Here is a 16,890-nt window from a genome sequence, read left to right as displayed (position 1 = left end):
CCTGTTTATGCCCGGGGTTGAGAGACATGGCGGGCGGCCGCTTCATTCGCACGAAATACCGCATCGCTAAGCGCCTCTCCATGCATCAGGCTGGTGCATAAAACCCCCATAAAACAATCACCAGCGCCATGAGTACTCACCAGCGTTATCCGCCTGGCGGCTAACGTCGAGCCTGCAATGCCCGCTTCACAAAACGCGACACCATGTTCGCCGGCAGTGACAACAACCTGAGAGAAACGTTTAGCCAATGATTCAGCAGCCTCCAGAGCTGAAGAAAGGTCGTTCACCGTCACGCCACTCATATCACGCGCCTCTATGGCATTAACCACCAGCAAAGTGATGCAGCTTTCCAGCTGCGGACTCAGCTCTCTGGCCGGCGCCGCATTGATACAGACCGGAATCCCCCGCTTGCTGGCTTCGATGGCCGCACATAGATTTATCGTTTCCGGAACTTCATTTTGTAGAACCAGCATTCCGGCATCTTGCCAGATGTCACCCCGTTGAAAGAGTTTTGCCGGAATATGCTGATTCGCATTTGAGACGACAACCGCACCATAATCACCATCAACATCAGAAATCGCCACGCTCATCCCGGAAGGTATCTCATCTATTTTGGCGACTGACTCGATATTGACTCCGGCATCACGAAGCGTCTGCAGAAGAAACGCCCCTTGCGCATCAGCCCCTACCGCACCAATAAAAATGACGTCCCCTCCCGCACGAGCAGCGGATATGGCTTGATTGCCCCCTTTACCGCCAAACTTGTAAGCACAGCCCGTGCCCATTACCGTTTCACCTTTTTCCGGGCGATGATGCGCATCCAGCATGATGTCGTAATGGAGGCTGCCCGCCACAACAATTTTACCCATAGTTAATATTCTCGCAGGTCCTGAACCGCATGCTGGGTTTTCATCAAATTCTTCTCCGCCTGCTTCAGATCCTTCTTCGCAATGGCCACAAACAATGCATCCAGAATGTTGAGCTGAGCAATGCGTGACGCGGCGTTTTCCCCTAGCAAATGCGATCCCTGAGACGTTGAATTGAGTACCACATGCGCATTACGCGCAATAGGCGATTCGGCATAATTCGTAATCGCAATCACTTTAGCGCCATTGCGTGCCGCCAGTTTTACCGGATCGTTAACGGCACGCGTTGCGCCAGAGTGACTGATTGCAAGTACAGCATCGTCGTCAGATAGCACCGCAGCGGACATCAACATAATATGGGCGTCGTCATAGACCGTCGACTTAATACCAATCTTTAAAAGCTTGTGGGATAAGTCACGTGCTACCGTGGCAGAACCACCGACAGCATATAAGTCAATATATCGAGCCTTGAATATAATGTCCGCAGCGCGGTCAAACTCTGCAATATCCAGAATAGACATTGTCTCTTCAATAGCCTGAATCGATGTTCTGAATACTTTTGACAACAGTTGTTCCGATGAATCATCAGGCTCAATTTCCGCGTGTAAACTTGCCACTTCAGACTGGTTATAATAAATCAAGCCAGTTCTGAAGTTTCTAAAACCTGAAAAGTTAAGCTTCTTGGCTATTTTGACAATCATCGCTTCTGAAACATTATTCTCCTGGGCAATTTCTTTTAGAGAGGTTTGCTCAGTAATATCGGTTCGGGCGATGATCGCCTCAACCACACGTCGCTCTAAGGGTGTCAGCTGGGGCAGTCGCATACGGATTTGAGCACCAATGGCTCGTGGATCTTGCTTCATTACTTGCCTCTGGTCGCTCTGTCAATCAACATAGCTATGATAATAATAAGACCAGTAGCAAGCAATTGGTAAAAGGCCTGAATATTTAGTAACGTCAAACCATTGCGTAATGCGCCGAGAATGATCGCGCCAATAATTGTGCCCACAACGCTGCCTTTCCCTCCCATCAGTGAAGCCCCACCGATGGCCGCGGCGGCAATGGCATCCAGTTCCCACAGATTGCCAATCGTTGGTTCCGCAGCGCCTAACCGGCCAATCAAGATCAGAGAGGCCAGAGAGGCCAGGGTTCCTGAGATAACAAATACCGTGACCTTGGTTCTTTTCACCGGCACGCCGGCAACGCGAGCGGCTTCTTCATTGCCGCCAACAGCCAGAATATATTCTCCTAACGGCGTTTTATTCATGACGGTCCACAGCACTAAAGCAATAACGGCGACAATAACGATAGGCGTTGGAATGCCAAAGATTTCACTGTTAATCAGGCTACGGAATTCCGTCGGGATGCCAAATACCGGATTGCCGCCGGTATAAATCAGCGCGACAGCACGGAACAACGACAGCCCCCCGAGGGTAACAATGAAGGGTTGCAATCCGGCATAGGCAACCAGCGAACCGCTAAAGACGCCGCAGATAGCCCCAATTCCCAGCGTTGCCAGAATGGCCAGCGGCACGGGGACGCCGGCTACCATCATGGTTGCCCCTAAAACCGCCGATAATGCTGCGGTCGGACCAACCGAAAGATCGATCCCTCCGGAGATAATGACCAGAGTCATCCCGAGCGCAATTAATGCGTTAATGGATGATTGCTGTAAAATATTCAACAAATTAGGGATGGTGAAAAACACCGGTGATAGAAAAGAAAACGTAATAATGATAATAAGCAAACCAATTAATGTTCCGGCATCGCGAAGGTTAAATTTAAACGGCAGTGCACGAAGCTTTTCGGGCCGGGAATTACTTTGTGAAATCATGATTATGGCCTTTCAAATTAATACGGGTAAGAAGTTTAAATGGTCTCTTCGACATCTTTAATGGCAGAGCGTGCAATATTATCTTCCGTGATGGCATCACCTTTCAGTTCTTTAGTAATCTTCCCTTCACGCATAACCAGTACGCGGTCAGAAATACGAATAATCTCTGTCATCTCTGAAGAGACAACAATAATCGCTTTGCCTGCACGGGCCAGTTTTTCTATCAGATTATAAATTTCTGATTTTGCCCCAATATCAATTCCCCGGGTTGGCTCGTCAAACAGAAAAACCTGAGCATCTGCGGCGACCCAGCGTCCAATAATAACTTTCTGCTGATTACCTCCACTTAATGTGCCAATCGTTTTATCAATGTTCAGTGGTCGTAGCTTCAAATCGCTCATCACTTCATGCGCCACCCGATTAAGCTTAACTTTACTGATCATTCCCGAAATGGTGAAGTTACGCATTGAAGGCAGCGCCATGTTCATCTTCACCGCACGTTCTTTAATAATCCCTTCTTTCTTGCGGTCTTCAGGCACCAGGCCGATACCGGACCTGATGGCAGCAGTGACGTTGTGATTGCGTACTGCCTTACCGTTAACAAACACGTTGCCGCTGCTGCGCTTATCAATACCGGCAATCAGTTTCATCAGTTCCGTACGCCCGGCTCCGACCAGACCCGCAATACCGAGCACCTCACCCGCACGGACGGTAAAACTGGCATCGCTCACAGCGCCACCCCGAGAGAGATTCTCTACGCGAAGCACTTCGCGCTCGGTCACATATGAGTTGTGCTCAAGTTTCTCAATCTTGCGCCCGACCATCTTTGAGACGATGCTCTCTTCATCCTCATCACAAATATTCACCACCCCAACCTGCCTGCCATCCCGCATAATGGTGGCCCGGTCGCAGACTTTGAAAATTTCGTTCATCTTATGAGAAACATAGATAAGCGATACCCCCATAGCTTTCAGATCCGAAATCAGCTCGGCCAACCGGTCGAACTCTCTCGGAGTCAGACTGGATGTCGGCTCGTCCATCGCGATAATTTTTGCATCGTCGAGCATGGCGCGAGCTATTTCCACAATCTGCTGCTGTGAGACTTTCAGGTTTTTGATCGGCTCATTGGGATCGATTGTCGGATCCAGTTGCTTGAGGATCAGCTCAGCTCTTTCCAGCTGAGCCTGTTTATCCACCCATAGACCTTTTGCTTTGGTTAGCGGTCGGCCAAGAAACATATTCTGCGCGACGGAGAGTTCCGGAACATGCTGTAATTCTTGATGAATCATGGCAATGCCGGCATGGCGCGCACTCAACGGATTCTTCATCTGAACGGTTTGCCCGTTGACGCTAATCTCACCGCTATCGGCCTCTCGTACACCTGAAAGAATATTTAACAGCGTGGATTTTCCCGCGCCATTCTCACCAATCAGAGCATGTACCTCTCCAGGTTTGACCGCAAAGTCCACGTCCTGCAATGCCGCCGCATTACCGTATGTTTTACTAATTCCACGCATCATTAAGCGATACTGTTCCATACACCCTCCGCCTGGCTTACTGCTGAGCCAGCAGTTGACGCAGCTTGTCGTTATCTTTGGTTGAGAAGGCGTCCGCATTCTCTTTGGTGATTAAAGCCTGGGGCGTCGAGACCACGCGGGAGATTTTCTGACCATCAATCAGACGCAGCATAACTTCCATTGCAACTTCCCCCGTCAGCACCGGGAAGCTATCCACCGTTCCTGTCAGCTCACCGCGTTTAATCGAGGCATAAGCATCTGAAATACCATCGGTACCGAAGACGGCCACCTGCCCGGCTTTATTCAACGAACGAACCGCTTCCACGACCCCCAGCGCCATGGTGTCGTTATTCGCGTAAAAGCCAATCAGATCGGGATGCTGCTGTAAAATGGTTGAGGCGGCATTAAACGCCTGTTCGCGACTCCAGTTCGCCGGCACGCTGGCGACAATATTGAATTTGCCATTGGCCTGCAGCGTCTCTTTGAAGCCACTGGTACGCTGACCGGCAGCATAGACTCCTGGCTGGCCCTCGATCACCGCGACCTTGCCGCCCTGCGGATGATGTTCAATGAACCATTTCGCCACCCGTACACCGTTATCCTTCTGCACATTACCCACGTAATACGGAGCATTTGGCATCACGGCATCGTTAACGTTGACCACGGGAATTCTTTTACTGGTGGCACTTTCGAGAGCGGGCTCAAGGTTAATATCGGTCTGGGGTGATACCAGAAGACCATTAAACCCTTGGGAGATAAGCGTTTCCGCAATTGATAGCTGGCCCAGCTGATCGTCCTCATTTGCAGCTGCCTGATAAGCCACGGTGAAACCATATTTTTTACCGACGTTTTGGTAACCTTCGCCAAGTGAACGCCAGTATTCATTGGTCAGCGTTTTTGATACGCCGCCTATTTTTAGTTTGCTGTCGACTTTCGGCATTGGACCATATTTGCTGCTGAGCTGGGTCCAGTCCGTGCGATCGGGCTCAGTATCCGATTTCAGCGGGGCTAAATCAGCGGCATAAGCCATCGAGCACAGTAAAGAAGAGGCGAGTACAGAGAGTATGAGTTTTTTCATTTTTCAGCCTTCTATTGTCACGTAGGGAACGCTTTCTTATTTTTGCTAATGCTTGCCACTATCTGGCTAGCATGATGTCATTGACGATTCGTTGAGAGGCCACCGCATCCTGACGGCTGATGGCTGAGGTCAGTTCATCATTATCATTAAGCCGGGCACACAGTTTGAGCAATCGGGTAACGGTAGCAATGTTGATTTCAGCTTCACGAACCGGATCAAGACCGCTGGCATCCGGGAAGGTGTCAAAGTAATAGGCGCCCTGATAACCATCTCTCTGCATCTGCCAGAGGAATTCCAGCGTGGCACGCGGATTTACCGACCCCACCATCAAGCCATCGTCACGTTTCCCCCAGCCATCATTGAGATCAAGCCCCAGCAGGCGTGAACGGCGAGCGACCATCGCGGCTGCGTAGGCCGGGATCTCATTAGCAAACAGCACATGAGCAAAATCGAGCGTGATACCCAGGTTCGGGCAACCCGCCTCTTCTACCGCCAGCAAACAGGTCGTGGCATTGGGGAAAATACTGTAAGCCCGCGGTTCATTCGGTTTGTATTCAATACTGATATCAACGTCCGGCGCATATTCGGCAATTTCGCGGACCGCACTCACCGCATCGTCCCAGATTTTTTTGTAATCGGCCTGGAAGCAATAGTCATAGCCATCCTGCCCCATCCAGAGCGTCATCAGGCGGGAACCAAATTCCCGTCCGGCATCAATCCCGCGTTTTGTCAGTTCAATGGCCTCGCGGCGGATCTGCGGATTAGGGTTTGTAAATGCCCCGATTTTAAATTGCGGTGCATCCCAGCGCATTTGCATTCCGTTGACCGCCAGCCCCGCATCTTCAATGGCCTGGCGCAGCATTTGAATATCCGTCGTGATGTGTTGCGGGTAGTTCAGATCAAGGTGGGTTAACCCCTTAACCGTACCGGCACGAGCAATCATCTGCAGTACAGAGGGTTTTCCCTGAAGATCCGGCCAGTAGAGGTTAGCTCCTGAGGCAAAAGAGTTTAAACGCGTGGCAAATTTCAGTTCGGACATAAGGGTGGATCCTTCAAAACAGGTTTGTGATGTACTTTCCTTCTTCACAATTATTTGTGAAGTTATATGCTAAAATACACTTCGCCACATAGTTAGCAAGAGTGACCATTTGAAAAATGGATAAAATGGGAGTCGGGTCACGAAATGAACAGGGGGATATTCGTGGAAATGATCCCGCTAAGGCGCGAAAGAAAGTGGCTTCAAAGAGGCATGACAAATGAAGAAATTCCCGGCTGACAGAGACGGGTTTCATGCTTTGTGGTGGGTATGAGTGGTTGTAAAACGATCTGTATTACATTGATAAAATAGATAATTTATTGAAAATGACAGGCCAGAGCGATCTTCTGGCCCTGGCCTGTCATAAATAATACCGGAGACTAAATTTTGATCTGAAAAAACCGCAGGTCAGTCATGCCTTATGCAACAAAGGACCCAAAAGAAGCGGGCTCGCTAGCTCCCGATATGACTTTGCGTGCCGGCCTCGCTGATATTGACCGGCATTCCGGAGCGTCGTTCAAGAGCCTGCTCCGCCCGAATCACATTGACGCCTTCCCCCTTCACAAACGCCTGGATGCCTGTGGTCGTGGGTAACGGCACTTTTCTGTCAGATTCGTATTCTGCGCGGTTACGCGATAGCGGCTCATGAACTTCCACCCAGCGGCTACCGTCCGGCTCTGCGGTAAACTTCACCGGCCGATCGATAATCTGCACGCGAGTGCCAACCGGGACGTTATCGAACAGATATTTGATATCGTCATTACGTAAGCGAATGCATCCCTGACTGACGCGCAGCCCGATACCAAAATTGGCATTGGTGCCATGAATCGCGTACAACCTGCCGATATAAATTGCGTACAGTCCCATTGGGTTATCCGGCCCCGCCGGAACGAACGCTGGCAGGCTCTCACCTCGGCGGGCATATTCACGCCGGGTATTAGCCGTTGGCGTCCAGGTCGGCGCTTCCTGCTTACGTTCTACGGTCGTCACCCAGTTGCGCGGCGTTTCGCGCCCCGCCTGGCCGATGCCAATCGGCAAAACTTCAACGGTGTTGCCTTCCGGCGGATAGTAATAGAGGCGCATTTCCGCAACGTTGATCACAATACCTTCGCGAACCGTGTCAGGTAAAATCAACTGCTGCGGGATCACCAGCGTCGTCCCCGACTTCGGGAGAAAGACATCAACGCCGGGGTTGGCCTCCAGCATGTTGCTCAGCCCCTGGCCATATTGCGCCGCAAAGGCCTCCAACGGTTGCGTATTGTTGTGCGGTACGGTAACCCGCTGCGGGCTTCCCACCAGGCGGCTTCCTTCCGGCGGCAGCGGATAACTGACGGCCAGCGCACACTGGCTTGAGAGAATAACTAAAAGAGAGCAAAACCATTTCACACGCCGCACCATTTATTTCCCTTCCTCAGTCGCGACAATCGTGAATGAATTATAGCGTTTTTCTCACCTCCTCGTGGCAACGGACCGCTGTTCCTTTATCCGCCACCGCGATGGCATTTTAAATCTGATAATCAATGGCCGCTTCTTCCGGCTCCATTGCCTGGCGTTTAATTTCATCCAGCGACAGCCCGGCGTTGCACAGCTCGATAAACCGCCAGACGTAATTACGCTGCAGCTGCCCGCGTTTAAGCCCTAACCAGACGGTATTGGCATCGAAAAGGTGCCGGGTTTCCAGGCGGGTGAAGGTGTCTGACTCCCGGGCATCGCCCGATTGTTCCGCCACCAGCCCGACGCCGAGTCCGAGCTCAACATAGGTTTTAATGACATCGGAGTCCTGTGCGCTAAGGACAATATCCGGCATCAGCCCTTTACGGTTAAAGGCTTCATCAATACGCGAGCGCCCGGTGATGCCCTGGCGGTAGGTAATTAACGGCCAGCGGGAAATAGCTTCCAGGGTTAAAGGGGTGGTTTGCACCAGCGGGTGATCTTTCGGCACCAGCAGGCTGTGATGCCAGCGGAACCAGGGAAAAGCCACCAGCGTCGGATCGTTACTCAGACGTTCACTGGCGATACCGATATCTGCGCCACCGTTATGCAATAGCGCTTCAATCTCCTGAGGGGTACCCTGAATCAGCTCCAGCCGCACATCGGAAAAGAGCTCCCGGAAAGCTTTAATCACCGGCGGCAGGCTGTAGCGCGCCTGGGTATGAGTCGTCGCAATCGTGAGCACACCGGAGGCATCGTTGGTAAACAGGTCGGCAAGACGGCGGACATTGCTGGCTTCATTGAGAATGCGTTCGGCAATGGATAAGAGCGCTTTACCCGGCTCCGTCATCCCCAGCAGACGCTTACCGCGTCGGATGAAGATCTCGATCCCCAGCTCTTCTTCCAGTTCACGAATATGACGGCTCACGCCCGATTGCGATGTATACAGCATATTTGCGACTTCCGTCAGGTTGTAGTCCTGACGGGCAGCCTCACGAATAATTTTTAGTTGCTGGAAATTCACCCTTTCCTCCGGGCTATCAGACATAACATATGCTCTATTGTTAAAGTCTGTTGTCCTTACTAACAAATAATAAAAACCAGCAACTTATTCCTTTCGGGAATATAGATTAACTTACCAACAACAATTCACGATTCTCCAGCGAAGGACGACTCACCAGCGAAAGCAGAATCTCTTTCACCGCCTGTGCCTGCGGCGACAGGCTGCCCTTCGCCGACATGTTCAGCGATAACGACAGACTCATCGATGGGGTACTGATCCGCGCCATCCAGCCGTTTGCCGCACCGCACAGCGATCGCGCCGCGGACTCAGGCAGCACGGTGACGCCCATTCCGCTGGCAATCGCCGCGGTTAGCGTCGTAATGGATTCGATTTCGCCGATAATTTTCGCCGACAGACGACGCAGGGTGAACGCTTCCGTCACTCGCGCACGTACTGCGCTGTAATCGCGCGGCAGGAACAGGTTCATCTCCGCCACTGCGGTCAGATCGACGCTCTGGCCCGGGCAATCGCGGGTTCCCACCAGATAAAGATCTTCTTTCAACAAAGGCTGGCTGATGATGCCAGCAACCGGCGAGCGCTCGTAGAGCACGGCCATATCCAGCTGGCCGCTAAGCAATTTGTCGTTCAGGATTGTCCCGCTACTTTCCTGCAGGTAGACCATCACTTCAGGCAGCTCATTGCGGACCGTCTGCAGCAGCGGCATGGTAATGGCAGAAGCCGCGGTCCCCGGCGCAAGGCCAATCGAGACCTGGCCGCTGAGCGTATGACCCACGTTATTCACCGCCAGCTGCGCCTGCTCGCACTGACGCAGGATTGTGCGCGCATGGGTGTAGAGAATCTTCCCGGCTTCGGTCGGCGTCACGCCGCGCTTTGTCCGAATCAGCAGCTGCTGGTCCAGTTCGCCTTCCAGGGTCGCCACCTGCTGGCTCAGCGCCGGTTGTGCGATGTGCAAGACTTCAGCAGCCTGAGTCAGACTGCCGATATCGACGATTTTCACAAAATACTTCAGTCGTCTTAAGTTCATTTTGCCTCCTGTAAGGAAAGCCAGTACCAACGCTGGCTATTGAGTTACAGAGGTTTTGCAATTTGCTTGCCAGTTTTTTCGCAACGGTGCAAAGGCCGCGCCAGGCGGCGTGATAAGCGATTCTGATAGCAACAGAGCATTTATTTGCCCGGTAAGCGGATTACGCTATGCTCCATTAGGGGTATATGTGCACCACAACGGTGCGCATTGATGGAAAACAGCGCAAACGCATCGCCATTGCTGAAATTGTCAGCAATCAAACAGATTCGGGTGATTCTGTCTTTGACAAGGTCATGCGCCGCCGTTAATATGCGCCCCGTTCACACGATTCCTCTGTAGTTCAGTCGGTAGAACGGCGGACTGTTAATCCGTATGTCACTGGTTCGAGTCCAGTCAGAGGAGCCATATTTAAGAAGCCCGCTTAAGGAAACTTAAGCGGGCTTTTTGCTTTGGCGTATCCTTATGAATCCTTATATCGCGTTGATTCAATAAGCTAGCGTGAAAATTTTCCCGCTGCGTTTTGATGTCATCCTCAGCATCGGCAAAATGCGTCGTCAAATCCGGACAGGTCAGTTCGACCGCCAATAAAACTCGTCATCTCATTGACCGACTGAAAGGGATTGAAGAAAAGTTCTGCGGGAAGTGGCTTCCTGCAGACGGCAGTACCACGGTAATAACAAGCGCCAGGCCATCCATCAGGGATTAATCGACAGCAACACGGTGACCAGTCGCGATGACGTGATGACATCGCCCATCGGCGCCACTCTTCCGCCCTTGTGCCGGAGGGACGACCGGAACGGCTTAGCCATCACTCCGATACCATGAGATAGGGCGCAATGCTCGCTAATTTCTCCCGGGTTTCCGTCAGTTCACGTTCCGGCGTAGATTGGGCAATGATCCCTGCTCCCGCCTGTATCCAGCACCGTTGACTGTCCTGAAATACGGAACGCAGGACTAACGCCGCATCGAAGCGCGCATCTTCCAGTAGCAGGATTGCGCCGGAATAGAGCTCTCGCGGGGTCTTCTCAATTCGCATAATGGCGTTCAGAGCAGCATTTTTAGGGATACCCGAGGCGGTAATCGACGGGAACAGCACGGTAAATGCATCCCAGGCATCTTTGTTTTCCGCAAGCTGACCGCTCACGCCAGACCCCAGATGCTGAACGCTGCCACGCTTGCGGACCGACATTAAATCTTCAACCACCACGCTGCCCGGCTGGCAAACCACCGCCAGTTCAGCAAGCGCTTCTTTGACAGAAAGGATATGCTCAAGCACCTCTTTACTGTCGTGCAGCAGCTCTGTCTCTTTCGCCTTATTTTGCTCCGGGCTTCCCATGCGATCGCGGGTGCCCGCAAGCGGTTCAGTGACCACTTTATTGCCCGTTACCGACATCACCAGTTCCGGGCTAAAACCCAGCGCTTCGCGTCCTTGCTGGCGGAACATAAACGACCGCGTGGGCGTGTTTGCCTGCCGCCCGTATAACAGGGTAGCGGGCATATCAATCCGCGATGGCAGCGGAATGGCGCGCGAGATAATCACTTTGACATATTCGCCCCGGCTGATCTCCGCAACGGCGCGCGCCACCTGTTGTTTATACACCTCACCATTGAGGGCGGTATCCACAGCCATGGAGTCCCCTCGCGTGGTTGTACTGGCCTCTTTTACCCACTCGCACAGACGTCGACATCCCTCAGCGGAGTCCGTATAAACGGTGACATTTCCCTTTTCAAACACAAGCTCTTCCCGGGGAACGGTTAATGTCAGCAGCGGCCACTCGCCGGCGTCGAAGGCAATTCCCCGCGCATGCGCCGCAAAGTTGAACCCAACCTGCCCATATACCCGACGTCCTTGCACCTGCGGATGCGCCATAAAACGACGCGCGCAGTCGACAATGGAATCCACCGCCCATTTTTGCTCCCCGGCATCATCAATGAATGTCGCCTGCGTTCCGTCGGCATTAATGTGCAACCGTGCCAGGCATCCTTTACCTAAATACCAACAGGGTTGACGCTCGTAGACATAGCACTCTTCTTCTCCGAACTGGCGTAAGACGCCAGAAATCGTCGGCAGCCATTGTTCCTCTGGTAGCGCCAGGTGTAAAAATTCACTGATTTTCATCCCTTACCTCTCTGTGTTATTCCCGGTTCAATCAATTGAGCTGGTCATCAGTTTGCTTGCCGAATGCAGCCGGGTATGGGCAACCCACGCCGCCAGTAACGTGAATACCCCGGCAAACAGGAAGCAGGCCGCATAGCCAAAATGTTGGGCCACAATGCCGCCGACAACGCCAGCCAGAATGGCGATTGCCGCGTCAGTACATTGAAAGAGGGTGAAGTCGACGCCGGCCTGTAAGGGTGATGAAAGCGACATCAGCGTGGCATAAAGACAGACCAGCGCGCAGGCCAGCGAAATGGACTGGATAATGACCAGACACTGGAGAACGGGCAGCAGCAGATGACCCGGCGCCATCATCAGCGTCACCACCACCGCCAGCAGTGCGATCCCCTGGACGCCATAAGCCGTCAACAGCGCTCTGCCGGGTGAGGTGTACTTCATCAGTAATCCGCCGGCCAGCGTTCCTGCTATGCCCGCCGCAATATTACCGCCGCTAAACAGCGCACCCAGCGCTGACATACTCAGCCCATGATCCAACAACAGCGGCGCCAGAAGAGGCAGCACAAACCGCATACCGGAATTCAGCATCAATACCAGCAGTAAGCCCAGACGCGCCTGTCTTCGCCTTAGCGCATAACCTAACGCCGGAACATGCGGGACCGTCACCGTTCGCGTCGGCTCCGTAATGCGCCACAGCGGGAGTGATAACACCATAATCAGCAGCGCCATGATCAGCATGGCGACAGGCCAGCCGGATGCCGCCGACAGCATCAGGAACACCCCGCCACCGCACATCATCCCCAGATAGCTACCGCCAACCTGCACGCTGTTTCCCCAGCCATAACCCGCGCGGGTCAGCTGATCGACGCAAAAACCGTCGCTGGCGATATCAATGGTGGAGGCGACCGTGCCTGCCACCATGAACAGCACAAATAACGCCACGATTTGCGTATCGGGAAATCCCCCTTCTCGCCCGAACCAGCCGATCGCAGCGGCCATCATCAGGAGCGCTGCTAACGCGACCTGACCACGCAGGATTAACATGCGGGAACGGCGCTCCGGGCTATCGGGCGGGAGCCGCCAGCGCTCGATCCACGGCGCCCAAATAAACTTCAGCGCCCAGGGCAACATAAACAGCGTTGTCGCCCCAGCAAGCGCCAGCGATCCGCCGGCAGCGCGCACCAGCGCGGGTAAGGACTGCATAGACAGCGCCGATACCAGACTCTGCGTCACATAAACGCCGGCAATAGCAAAAATCACCCGCCCGGTTGTTAACGTCAGCGGTTTCACATTCGACTGAAGGTCACTCATGAGCCCATTCTCCAGGCGCAGAAGCCCCTTCGTCGCGCCACGCGCGCGCGGCCATTTGCGCTTGCCACAGCGCCTGATAACGTCCTGGACGGGAGAGCAATTGCGCGTGAGTGCCCTGCTCAACCACGCGCCCCTCTTCCATCACCAGGATGTTTCCCGCTCCGGCGATGGTTGATAAACGGTGGGCGATAATAATCACCGTCCGATTGTGAACCAGGTTATCGATAGCTTTCTGTACCGCCAGTTCGCTTTCAATATCCAGTGCGGCGGTCGGTTCATCAAGAATGACGACCGGCGCATTTTTCAATAACGCTCGGGCAATGGAAATCCGCTGGCGCTCGCCGCCCGATAACTGCCCACCCATCTCACCCATTGGCGTCAACCAGCCTTGCGGAAGACGGGAAATAAACTCAAGGCACTGCGCCGCGCGGGCGGCTTCCTCCACCTCCTGCTGCGTCGCCTGTGGGCGCGCGATACGGATATTCGCCAGCAGCGTGTCATCAAACAGCCAGACATCCTGGAAAACAACAGAAATCAGGCTATTGAGCTGTTCTGGCCTCAGGCGGCGAATATCGACGCCGCCAATAGAAATCTGTCCTTGCTGCGGATCGGCGTAGCGCATTAACAGTTTTGTGACCGTGGTTTTGCCTGCCCCAGAGGCGCCCACCAGCGCGCTCATACTGGCTGCGGGGAACGTCAAAGAAACGTTATTGAGTGCCTGCCCGTCGCCTTCTTCGTAGCGATAGCTGACATGATCAAAACGGATATCGTAACGTTCCGGCAGCTCGCTTTGTTCTGTGACGGCAAGCGGCGCAATCGCCATAAACTGCTCAATCCGCTGGAGGGCGCTGGCGATCAGTTCCACGACCGAGGTGTAGCTGATAAACATCGCCATCGGTTCTGCGAAGCGCATAATCATCGCGACGGCGGCAATCAGGAAGGCGAGGTTCAGGGTCCCCGTCACCACCCAGACGATCCCGGATAACACCACCACCTGCAGACCCAGCTCTACGACGCTGGCGATCAACATCGTCGCGCCAGCGCTCTGACGGTGAGTGCGGGTCTGTAAGTTTTCCAGCGCATCGAAATGCGCCAGCAGCGCCCGGCTTTTATCGGCATCGCTACCGCAGGTACGCAATACCATCATCCCCTGAGCAAATTCAACGATATCACCGCTCAGCTGCTGATGCGCTTTCCCCAGCATCTGCATCTGTCGCCGCATCGCCGGACGGCGCCAGTAATAAAACGGCACCAGCAGAGGGAAGACCAGTAGCATCACCAGCCCCAGCCGCCAGTCTATCCACAAAGTCGCCAGCGACGCCGTCAATGGCGTAACAAGGGTGAGTAACAAAATATTGGCTATCGCAATAACATAATTAAGGTTTTCATCCACGCTGCCCAGCAGCAAAGCGTTCATTTCCCCTGCCCGTCCGCGCTGGAGTTTCTCCAGCGGCACGCGGCGTAATTGCTCGCCCAGGCGCAGACGTAACTCATGGGTAGCCTGCGCCAGATGGCCGCGGTATTCAAAGCCCAGGCCATACCAACGTAGCGCCAGCGTCACAATCGCGGCAACGCTGAAGGCCACTGCCCAGTTGAGAAGTGACGATGCATCCCCCCGTAACAGCGCATCAATGATCGGATAAAGACAGGCAAAGGCGATCCCCTGCATGAATGCCGCCAGCAATAGCGCCAGCATACTGCGCCGCAGCATCCCGACCTGGCTGCCAACGCTGGAGATAAGCTGACGCCAGATGACGCGCCAGGCCAGGTTATCCGCAGGATTATTGTCTTCCATTTTCCACTCCCTCTTCCTGTACGCCACCCGGTACCCAACGCTGCGCCTGCTGATAGTGTTGCCAGAGCCGTTGATACAAGCCGCCCTGTTCCAGGAGTTGCGCATGGTTGCCCATTTCCCTGAGCCGCCCGTCGGAAAACAGCAATATCACATCAGCCTGAGTCACCATTGAGAGGCGATGCGCGACCATGATGACCGTCCGGCCGCGCATCGCCGCCGCCAGCGCCTTGATAAGCGCGGCTTCGTTTTCCGGGTCAGCAAACGCCGTCGCCTCATCGAGCACCAGGATGGGGCGGTCCTGCAAAAGCGCCCGGGCGATGGTGATGCGCTGTCGCTGACCGCCGGAGAGAAATACCCCGCGTTCCCCGACTCGCGTGTTGTACCCCTCTGGCAGTGCGCTAATAAATTCATGGGCCTGCGCCACCCTGGCCGCCGCGACTACCGCCTCCAGCGGCGTATCCGGCGCGCCCAGACGAATGTTATTGGCGATTGTGTCGGCAAAAAGGAAGTTATCCTGAAACACAAAAGAGAGTTGCTTCATCAAGGTGTTCGTCTGCATATCGCGAAGATCCACGCCGCCAATACGGATGTGGCCTTTGTCGGGATCGGCGTAACGCAGCAGCAAGCGTGCCACGGTGCTTTTCCCGGCGCCGCTTGGCCCGACCAGCGCCACAATTTGCCCGGCAGGTACATGAAAGCTCACCTCCTGCAACGCGGCATCAGCCCGCGCTTGCGGATAATGGAAGCTCACCTGCTCAAAGGTAATACTCGCCTCTTTCGGCTGTTGGTCAGATAGCGGCAGCGATAACTCCGGCATTGCGAGAACCTGATAAATACGCTGAATGCTTAAACGCGTTTGCGCGACCAGGTTATTGAGCATCATCATTGGCATCACGGCTTCGGCCATTCCGCTGCCGAGCAGTAAAACGGCCACCCACGCGATAAAGTCGAAACCGCCATAGTGCAACAGGCCGTATCCCGACCAGATCAGGACAAATAAGGTCGGGAGAGGATTCAGAATCGAGAATGAAAAACGTGCTGAAAAACCGGCTTTGCGATACCAGGTTTTGAGCACGCCAACCCACTCTTCAAGGGCATGTTGGTAGCGCAAAAAACTGCTGCTGCCGCTGTCAAACGTTCTCACTACGGGCATGGCCTGCACGAACTCAATAACCGCCGCGCTGACTTGCTCGCGCGCCTGATGATAACGCTGGGCCAAATCTTCCGAACGCTGGCGGGCGAGCACGAGAACAACCGAGCCAAACGCCAGTACCCCCAGCGTCGCGATAGCCAGTCGCCAATCCAGCCAGAACAAGATAACGATAGTCGCCAGCGGCATGATGACCGCGCGGGCGTAGAGCGGCGTGCTGTCAGCCACAAAAATATGTAACGACTTCACATCATCCAGCATCACTTTCGCCACTGATCCGCTGCCCATTTGCTGTAACGCGCCAGGCGAAAGCTGCAATGCTTTACGGGCTAACCTGCTGCGCAGAATGTTCTCCAGATGAAAAGCCGCGTAATGAGAGATATTGAATGCCTGCAGGCGCAGGACAAAAGTCAATACCACGCAGCTAATCAGGCCACTCAGCGGCCAGGCAGGAATCGCGTCAGGCGTCGCGCGGATGTCGCGCAGACTCCACGCCAGAAAAAGGAGCGCTCCCAGGCTGGTTAATGCCGCCAGCCCCGCCAGCGCCATCGCTAAAATAACCTTCCGGCGAACCGGTGTAATCACCTGCCAGAGCGGAAATCGGGATAGCGATTCAGTATTTGATGATTGAGATGACATGGGAATGGCTGAATTTCCTGATGAATTTTTACGCACACCAAAAACGACAATTCAGAGTGGCGTTCTGAT

The 16,890-nt window shown here is 53.9% G+C and carries 13 protein-coding genes and 1 tRNA gene; 1 reads left to right on the top strand and 13 read right to left on the bottom strand.

Annotated features, from left to right (window positions below):
• Nucleotides 1-5 precede the first annotated feature (5 nt).
• The 9 genes from DSD31_RS08975 to nac all read right to left on the bottom strand — a co-directional run bounded on the left by DSD31_RS08975 (nt 6) and on the right by nac (nt 9,810).
• Nucleotides 6-869, bottom strand: a complete 864-nt coding sequence (locus tag DSD31_RS08975; protein WP_032717843.1) for a ribokinase — start codon at nt 867-869, stop codon at nt 6-8.
• 2 nt (nt 870-871) lie between these two features.
• The gene (locus tag DSD31_RS08970; protein ID WP_113990994.1) at nt 872-1,729 is read right to left on the bottom strand and encodes a MurR/RpiR family transcriptional regulator; all 858 of its coding nucleotides are present in this window, start codon (nt 1,727-1,729) and stop codon (nt 872-874) included.
• The gene (locus DSD31_RS08965) at nt 1,729-2,700 is read right to left on the bottom strand and encodes an ABC transporter permease (protein ID WP_004864377.1); all 972 of its coding nucleotides are present in this window, start codon (nt 2,698-2,700) and stop codon (nt 1,729-1,731) included. The genes DSD31_RS08970 and DSD31_RS08965 overlap by 1 nt, the downstream gene beginning before the upstream one ends.
• 35 nt (nt 2,701-2,735) lie before the next feature.
• A complete protein-coding gene (locus tag DSD31_RS08960; protein WP_113990993.1) occupies nt 2,736-4,238 on the bottom strand; it encodes a sugar ABC transporter ATP-binding protein in 1,503 nt (500 codons plus the stop codon).
• Nucleotides 4,239-4,254: 16 nt separating this feature from the next.
• Complete coding sequence (locus tag DSD31_RS08955; protein WP_004864381.1) at nt 4,255-5,295, bottom strand: sugar ABC transporter substrate-binding protein; 1,041 nt, start codon at nt 5,293-5,295, stop codon at nt 4,255-4,257.
• 58 nt (nt 5,296-5,353) lie between these two features.
• Entirely contained in the window at nt 5,354-6,334 is a 981-nt protein-coding gene (locus DSD31_RS08950; protein WP_004864385.1) for a TIM barrel protein, read from the bottom strand.
• Nucleotides 6,335-6,784: 450 nt separating this feature from the next.
• Nucleotides 6,785-7,726, bottom strand: coding sequence for a L,D-transpeptidase (gene ldtA, locus DSD31_RS08945; protein ID WP_162786332.1), 942 nt, complete (start codon nt 7,724-7,726; stop codon nt 6,785-6,787).
• Nucleotides 7,727-7,835: 109 nt separating this feature from the next.
• Complete coding sequence (cbl, locus tag DSD31_RS08940) at nt 7,836-8,786, bottom strand: HTH-type transcriptional regulator Cbl (RefSeq protein ID WP_015583978.1); 951 nt, start codon at nt 8,784-8,786, stop codon at nt 7,836-7,838.
• Nucleotides 8,787-8,892: 106 nt separating this feature from the next.
• Nucleotides 8,893-9,810, bottom strand: coding sequence for a nitrogen assimilation transcriptional regulator NAC (nac, locus tag DSD31_RS08935; protein ID WP_004864391.1), 918 nt, complete (start codon nt 9,808-9,810; stop codon nt 8,893-8,895).
• Nucleotides 9,811-10,139: 329 nt separating this feature from the next.
• On the opposite strand from nac, the gene DSD31_RS08930 reads away from it, so the two are divergent.
• A tRNA-Asn gene (locus DSD31_RS08930) sits at nt 10,140-10,215 on the top strand.
• Nucleotides 10,216-10,618: 403 nt separating this feature from the next.
• On the opposite strand, the gene ybtS is transcribed toward DSD31_RS08930, so the two are convergent.
• Genes ybtS through ybtP form a run of 4 tightly spaced genes read right to left on the bottom strand, consistent with a single transcriptional unit; the run spans nt 10,619 to nt 16,731 of the window.
• Entirely contained in the window at nt 10,619-11,929 is a 1,311-nt protein-coding gene (gene ybtS, locus DSD31_RS08925; RefSeq protein ID WP_113990991.1) for a yersiniabactin biosynthesis salicylate synthase Irp9/YbtS, read from the bottom strand.
• A 27-nt stretch (nt 11,930-11,956) separates the two neighbouring features.
• Entirely contained in the window at nt 11,957-13,237 is a 1,281-nt protein-coding gene (gene ybtX, locus DSD31_RS08920; protein ID WP_113990990.1) for a yersiniabactin-associated zinc MFS transporter YbtX, read from the bottom strand.
• Nucleotides 13,230-15,032 (bottom strand): yersiniabactin ABC transporter ATP-binding/permease protein YbtQ, encoded by a 1,803-nt coding sequence (gene ybtQ / locus DSD31_RS08915; protein ID WP_113990989.1) that lies wholly within the window; start codon nt 15,030-15,032, stop codon nt 13,230-13,232. Before ybtQ ends, ybtX begins: the two co-directional genes overlap by 8 nt.
• Entirely contained in the window at nt 15,019-16,731 is a 1,713-nt protein-coding gene (gene ybtP / locus DSD31_RS08910) for a yersiniabactin ABC transporter ATP-binding/permease protein YbtP (RefSeq protein ID WP_004864400.1), read from the bottom strand. Before ybtP ends, ybtQ begins: the two co-directional genes overlap by 14 nt.
• Nucleotides 16,732-16,890 lie beyond the last annotated feature (159 nt).

It is taken from the genome of Klebsiella sp. X13, from assembly GCF_003323835.1.
Lineage (GTDB): Bacteria > Pseudomonadota > Gammaproteobacteria > Enterobacterales > Enterobacteriaceae > Klebsiella > Klebsiella ornithinolytica.
The sequence above is the reverse complement of the archived record's forward strand: the minus strand, read 5'-3'. Positions and strand labels throughout refer to the sequence as shown.